Raw genomic sequence first — 6,667 nt, forward strand, 5'->3', positions numbered from 1 at the left:
TGCCGGGAAGTGTCAGGCCAGCTCCCTGAAGGTCAGCCCGGCACCTCCTGGTGAGTCCGTCCAGGCGAGGGCCAGGTCCTCGGAGACCACCGCCACCTCGAGCCTGGCCAGGCAGCGCCCCAGCTCGAGGCGGTCGGTGCACACCAGGGTCCCCGTCACCCGGTCGTGGTGAGGCACCAGGTCGTCGGCGGTCACGGACGAGCAGTCGAGCAGGGCAAGTCTCAGCGCGCGACCGGCCCGGTCGACCGCGCCGTCCAGCGCGGTGGGCCGGATGCCGACGCCCACCGCCTCCGGCGACCCCGGCGTCGCACCCAGCGCGGCACGGACGGCCTCGAGGTGCCCGAGGGCGAACCAGTCGCCCGGCCCGGTCCGCACCAGCGACCGGGCTCCCGGGATCCCCGACGCGTCCGGCCCGGGCACGAGGTGCCCCAGGCCGCGGAGCAGCGCCGCGCCCACTCCGTCGGTCTTGCCCTTGACGAGGTCTGCCGCCGCGGCGATCTCGTCGGCCAGGGCCCGGCTGGTCACGGACAGGGAGCGACCGTCGTGGTCGACGCCGCCGAGGAGGTCGTCGGCGGGCACGAGGCCGGACAGGCCGAGCGCGAGGTCGGTCTGGCCTGCGCGCCAGGGCCGGCCCGCGGTGTCGGTGACGACGACGCCGAGCCGGGTCACGTGGGGAAGGACGGCGAGGAGGTCGTGACGGAGCCGGTCGGCCGCGCGGTCGGGGTCCTCGGGCAGCGAGAGCAGACCGCCCTCGGGCCCGGTGTTGGACGCGTCGACGCCCGCGGCCGCCATGACGGGGCCCGCGGCGCTCTCCACCACGCGGGTCACCCCGTCGGGCGTGGCGCGCTCCGCGACCACCCTGCGCGTGGCGGCGCGGACGACCTCGTCCCTGATCGTGCGGTCGCCGTCCCAGGGCGTGCGCAGGCCCAGCGCCTTGGACACGAGCTTGCTGGAGACGGCCAGCACGTCACCGTCGGCGAGCCCCAGGCCTGCCGACCCGGCGGCAGCGACGAGGGCCGCCGCGAGGTCGGTGCCGGTCCTGACCTCCGGCATCCCTGGGAGCGGACTGATGGTGACGGGCTGATCGGGCCGTGCGTCGGTGGGCTCGCTCACGCGCGCTGCAGCCGACGGCCGAGATCGACGGCCGCACCCGCGATGGCGGCGGCCGCCGGGACGTCGGTCATGAGAAGGGGACGGTGCTCGACCACGAGGCCCCGGTGGCGGCGGCTCAGGTCCTCGCCAGACCCCGCGTCCGCGTCGTCCACCAGCCAGCCGTCGAGGAAGTCGGCATACAGGCCCGCGACGGCGTCGGTGGTCGTGGGCAGGCCGAGGGCGGCGAGGCAGGCGTCGGCGTGGCCACGCACCGGGCGGCCGCCGACGACGGGGGACACCCCGACGACGGGGGCCCTGGTGCCCCGCAGCGCGTCGCGCACGCCGGGGACGGTGAGGATGATGCCGATCGAGACGACCGGGTTGGACGGGGGGAGGATGACCAGGTCAGCCGTTCGGATGGCCTCGAGGACTCCAGGAGCGGGTCGGGCCCGGTCCATGCCTGCCACGACGAAACGCTCGGCCGGGAGCGCGGCCTGGTGGCGCACCCACCACTCCTGGAAGTGCATGGCGCGCTGACCGCCCTCGGCGTCCGCGTCCTCGACGACCACGTGGGTCTCGACGGGCTCGTCCGTCATCGGCAGCAGGCGCACGCCCTGGCGGGGGAGCCCCCACCGCTCGCCGAGCCGCGAGGTCACCTCCGACAGGGTGAGCCCCTGACCGAGCCACCGGGTGCGGGCCACGTGGGTGGCGATGTCGCGATCGCCCAGCCCGAACCACTGCGGCTCGACGCCGTAGGCCGCGAGCTCGGCCTGGACGGCGTGGGTCTCGCCGGAGCGGCCCCAGCCCTGAGCCTCGTGGACGCCACCTCCGAGGGTGTACATCACCGTGTCGAGGTCCGGGCACACCCGCAGGCCGAACAACGTGATGTCGTCGCCCGTGTTGCCGATGACGGTGATCTCGGGGACCCCAGTGATCCCAGTGATCTCGGCGGCGTCGCGCGTGCCAGGGGCGTGGCCGGGCCCGGGGCCGGCGTCAGGGTGGAGATGGTGGACGAGGCCACGGAGGAACCGGGCCCCACCAACCCCTCCGGCAAGGATGGTGATCCGCATGGCAAGATTCTTTCATACACTCTTTCGGCGTAACGCCCTCGTTGCTCCCCGCATCCTCCCGGATCCGGTCCGCGACGCTGTGACATGCGACAACGTGATGATTTGACAGGGCGTAGAACGGCTGCCGCGTGCGCAGGGCGCGCGTCGGATGCGGTGCATCTACCATTCGGCCGCTTGACGCCAGGCATATGACACGCATGTAATTTCATCGTTGCATTCACCCGCAGTGACCAGTCAGCGACTGAGCATGGCTACTGGGTGTGACTGATCATCACCTAAAGCATCCTGGTCTGACGGATGACGAGGGGGACGCGACGAGGTCTAGGAGGGGCCGTGCAAGAACTTCAGCTGGTGCCAGTGCTGGACGCCGCCGACGACAGCCAGCTGTCCTGGCAGGAGCGCGCTCTGTGCGCCCAGACCGACCCCGAGGCGTTCTTTCCCGAGAAGGGCGGTTCCACCCGCGAGGCCAAGAAGGTCTGCACGGGCTGCGAGGTCCGCGCCGAGTGCCTCGAGTACGCCCTGGCCCACGACGAGCGCTTCGGCATCTGGGGCGGCCTGTCCGAGCGCGAGCGCCGCAAGCTGAAGAAGCGCGCCGTCTGACCTGACTCCGGCACCGCCGCGTCGTCACGCTCCACCCGCTGCGCCCACCCGCCCTGTACCAGCCCCGGAGGCCCGGTGCCCGCTCCCACCCCTCCGCGCCCCGGCACGGCATCCGTCCCCGGGGTCCGCGCCGTCGACGGTGTCCTCGTCGTCCATGACGGAGCTCCCTGGCTGACCCGCTGCCTGGACTCCCTGGCGGCCCAGACCCATCCCTTGCGCCACCTGGCCGTCGTGCTGAGCGGCAGCCACGACTCCGTCCCGCAGGCCGCGACGCAGCGGCTGTCCGAGGCCGGGACCCAGGTGCACGTCGTCGAGGCCCGCGGTGCCCGCTATCCCAAGGCCGTCCTGGCCGGGCTCGCCGAGCTGCAGTCCATCGGTGCGCTGCCCGATCGCCCCACCCGCCCTGATCAGGACCGAGAGCTCGGCGCACGGGCCGATGCGGACGCCGAGCTGGCAGCCGCCTCCCACTGGGTCTGGCTCCTCGAGGACGACTGCTTCCCCGAGCCGGCGTGCCTGCTCACGCTGCTGCGCGAGGCCACCCTGTCCGCGACCGTCGCCGTCGCGGGTCCCAAGTACGTCGACGCGACCGACCCCGGCCGCCTGGTCGAGGTGGGGCAGACCGTGTCGCCGACGGGTCGGCGCGTCGCCTCGCCACGGCACGGCGAGCTCGACCAGGGCCAGCACGACCACCGCAGCGACGTCCTGGCCGTCGGCACCGGCGCGATGCTGGCCCGGGCCGACGCCCTCCTGCGGCTGGGCGCCCTCGACCGCGTGTTTCCCGTGGCGGCGGACCTCGACCTGTGCTGGCGCGCCCACCAGGCCGGGCTGCGGGTCGTCGTGGTCCCCGAGGCCGTCGCGCTGGACGCCCGGGCGACCACCCAGGGGCTGCGGTCCCGGGACCGGATGCCGTTCGCCGGGCTGGGCCTCGACGACATCGACGACGACCGGTTCTCGCGCGAGCACGTCCTGCGCGAGCGGCGGGCCTGGGAGCGCGAACGCCGGGGCGCCGTCGACCGGGCCTACCGCCGCGACCGGCGGGCGGTGCGACGGATCGCGCTCGCGCGCTGTCCCGGGCGGCTGGTGCCCTGGTATGCCGTGCGCATCCTGCTCGGAGCGTTGCTGCTGTCGGCGGTGCTCCTGGTCCTCAAGCGCCCGCGCGCCGCGTTCGCCGAGCTCTCCGACGCGGGAGCGGTGCTCACCTCCTGGCGCAGCCTCGGGTCTCGCAGGCGGGCACGGCACGCGGCCGTCGTCGGTGGTGCCGGGCTCGGTGGGCTGCTGGCCCCGCACGGCCGCGCCCTGGCGGGGGTGCGCGACGAGGTCTATCGCGGCCTGCCGCACCTGCCGTCGGTCGTGTCGCCCACCGACGGCGGCACCGGCCCGAGAGGACGTGGCGGTGCTGCGGGCACCGGGAGCTCCCTGGCCGAGCCGGGCCCGGTCAGCGACGAGGCGACCGACCTCGACGGGGACGACCTGGGCGCCCGCGCCGCCCGGCACCCCGGCGTGCTCGCGGTCCTCATCTCCGTCGGCCTCGCCGTGGCGGCCTGGTGGCCGGTGGTGCAGGGCAGGGGAGGGGCGCTGCTGGACCGAGGGCTGGCGGGCGGTGAGCTGCGCCCGGGGGCGGGCGGTTCGTCGGCCGCGTGGACCCGCTACCTCACGGGGTGGGACCCCGCGGGCCTGGGTTCCTCCGCCGACCCACCCGCGTGGCTGCCGCTGCTGGCCGCGCCGGCCTGGGCGGTGGAGCACCTCCCGGGGCGCTCCCCGAGCTCTGCCCTCGGCGCCGCCGCAGCCCTGCTCCTCATCGTCGCGATCCCGGCGGCGACGTTCAGCGCCTACCTGGCCGGGCGGGCCGCCACGCGCCGCCCCTGGCCCCGCGCCCTCGCCGCCCTGGCGTGGGGACTCTCACCCGCTCTCCTCGTCGGTCTGGGGGAGGGCCGGGTCGGGGCCGCCCTGCTCGCGATCGTCCTCCCGCTGCTGCTCGCCGGACTTGCCGCCTGCGGACGGCGTCGCCCCTGGTGGCCCGCCGTCGGAGGCACGGTGCTGGCCGCGGCCGTGGCTGCCGCCGTCGCGCCGGTGCTGCTGGTGGTCGTCGTGGCGCTCGGGCTCGTCCTGGCCGCCACCAACCACGGACGCGGCAGGGTCGCCGGGTTGCTCCTCGCCGTCGCGCCCGTCGTCCTGCTCGGGCCGTCGGTGGCGACCTGGTGGCGCGAGCCGGCGTCGGTGCTGACCGGGCCCGGGCTCGCGTCCTGGACCGAGCAGCCGAGGCCCTGGCACTTCGCCCTGCTGTGGCCCGCCGAGCCCGTGACGTCGACCGCCGCCGGGCTCACCGATCCGTCCCTCGCCTCCACCGTCCGCCTCGTGCTCCCGCTGCTCATGGCCACCGTCGTGCTGGCCGGGGTGTGGGGCCTCGCGGTCGACGGGCGCCGCATCGGGTCGTCCCGCGTCCTGGCGGTGCTGGCCCTGCTCGGCATCGCCGGCGCCGCCGCCGCCCCGCACCTCGTCGTCGGCCACGCCACCGACTCCGCCGGAGGACCTCAGGCCATCTCGCCCTGGCCGGGCACGGGCCTGCTCCTGCTGACCCTGGCCCTGCTCGCCGCGGCGTTGCAGGGAGCGGAGGCGCTGCGGCGGCCCGTCCCCGCGCGTCCGCGCGCGACCAGGATCCTGCGGGTGGCCGGAGGCGTGGTGGCGGGGCTCGTGACCGTCGCCGTGCTCGCGCAGGGGACCTGGCTGGCCCTCACCCGCCTCGACCAGGTGCTGGCGTTCCCTGCCCGCCAGGTGCCGTCCGTCGCGCAGGACAGCGCGGACAGCGCGCTCGCGGCGCGATACCTCGCCCTGGAGCGTCGTGGGACCGTCATGGGATATCGCCTGGAGCCCGGCGATCCGTCCGACGTCGTGCGCGACCTCCCACGGGACACGGCTGCTGTCGCACCCAGCGCGCTCCTGCCCGATGTGGCCCACGACCTCGTCACCGACGAGCCCGTCGCTGGTCGCCCGGTGGCGGACCGGCTGGCGGACGCAGGAGTCGGCTTCGTCGGCCTCTCACCGGCGGACCCGGTCGTCGCGGCCCGCCTAGACACCACGGCCGGCCTGTCCCGCCTGACCGACACCGAGGGCGACCCCGTCTGGCGCGTGACTGCGCGACCCGGACCGGACGGCGCAACCGTCCCCGTCTCGGCGGTCCGGGTCCAGCAGCCGGACGGGACCCCCGTCGCGACGGTGCCCGTCCACGGCAGCGGCCCCGAGGTCGACACGGCGCTGAGCGCCTCAGGATCCGGAGCTGGCCCAGGGACGGAGGGGCCTGCAGGGCCGTCACCCTCCGTGCTTGCCTTTGCCCAGCAGCGTGGCTGGGCCGACACCGCGCGGGTGCTCGCCGACGGTCGTGCCCTGACGCCGCGGGACGGCGAGCTCGCGGCATACGACCTCCCGGCGGACACCCGTCACGTGCGGGTGAGCCAGGTGCCCGCCCACCCGACCTGGTCGCTCGTCCAGGGCGCGGGCCTGGCGCTCGTCCTGCTGCTGGCCCTGCCGTTCGGCGTGCGACGCGGTCGAGACGGAGAGGTGGTCCGATGAGCGGGGCAGGGCTGCTGCGCGTGGTCGGCGTCGTCGTGGTCGGTGTGGCCGTGGTCGCCGGCTCCGGCGCGGTCGACGGCCGGGTCACGGTGCCGGGTGCACCGCGAGCCGCGGCCCCGGAGACGGCCCCACCCGCCCGACCCGTCGCCACCCGGACGCTCGTCTGCCCCGGCCAGGAGACCGTCGGGGTCCCGGGACTGCCTGCCGAGCCCGGGGCCACCCCCGTCGACCTGGTGGCCGTCGCCGCCCCCGACGGCGTCTCCGCCGCCCGCGGGCGCGAGCTGCCCGCGGGCATCCTGCAGGTGGGCCCCACCGACGCCGCCGACGCGCAGCGGGTC

General features: G+C 75.7%; 4 protein-coding genes and 1 pseudogene. 3 read left to right on the forward strand and 2 right to left on the reverse strand.

All coding sequences use genetic code 11. From position 1 onward, the window contains the following. Positions 1-12: 12 nt before the first annotated feature. Together B4K29_RS10535 and cofD are read right to left on the reverse strand one after the other, a co-directional pair. Positions 13-1,053 (reverse strand): coenzyme F420-0:L-glutamate ligase, encoded by a 1,041-nt coding sequence (locus tag B4K29_RS10535; protein WP_156911304.1) that lies wholly within the window; start codon positions 1,051-1,053, stop codon positions 13-15. Between the two features lie 56 nt (positions 1,054-1,109). Then, complete coding sequence (gene cofD / locus B4K29_RS10540) at positions 1,110-2,162, reverse strand: 2-phospho-L-lactate transferase (RefSeq protein ID WP_029211592.1); 1,053 nt, start codon at positions 2,160-2,162, stop codon at positions 1,110-1,112. A gap of 333 nt (positions 2,163-2,495) precedes the next feature. Here cofD and B4K29_RS10545 point away from each other — a divergent pair, with 333 nt between their 5' ends. The 3 genes and pseudogenes from B4K29_RS10545 to B4K29_RS10555 form a co-directional block, all read left to right on the forward strand. Further along, positions 2,496-2,762, forward strand: coding sequence for a WhiB family transcriptional regulator (locus tag B4K29_RS10545; RefSeq protein WP_029211591.1), 267 nt, complete (start codon positions 2,496-2,498; stop codon positions 2,760-2,762). A 75-nt stretch (positions 2,763-2,837) separates the two neighbouring features. After that, positions 2,838-6,329, forward strand: coding sequence for a glycosyltransferase (locus tag B4K29_RS10550; RefSeq protein ID WP_286967264.1), 3,492 nt, complete (start codon positions 2,838-2,840; stop codon positions 6,327-6,329). Further along, a pseudogene (locus tag B4K29_RS10555) lies at positions 6,326-6,667 on the forward strand (hypothetical protein); the annotation flags it as partial. The gene B4K29_RS10550 and the pseudogene B4K29_RS10555, both read left to right, overlap by 4 nt.

Origin of the sequence: Arsenicicoccus sp. UBA6765 (assembly GCF_002453335.1) — a bacterium.
In the GTDB taxonomy this organism is placed as follows: Bacteria; Actinomycetota; Actinomycetes; order Actinomycetales; family Dermatophilaceae; genus Arsenicicoccus; species Arsenicicoccus bolidensis.

Coding starts and splice junctions, on each gene's coding strand:
- cofD (WP_029211592.1), bottom strand. CDS start 2,162: ATGCGGATCACCATCCTTGCCGGAGGGGTTGGTGGGGCCCGGTTCCTC.
- B4K29_RS10535 (WP_156911304.1), bottom strand. CDS start 1,053: ATGCCGGAGGTCAGGACCGGCACCGACCTCGCGGCGGCCCTCGTCGCT.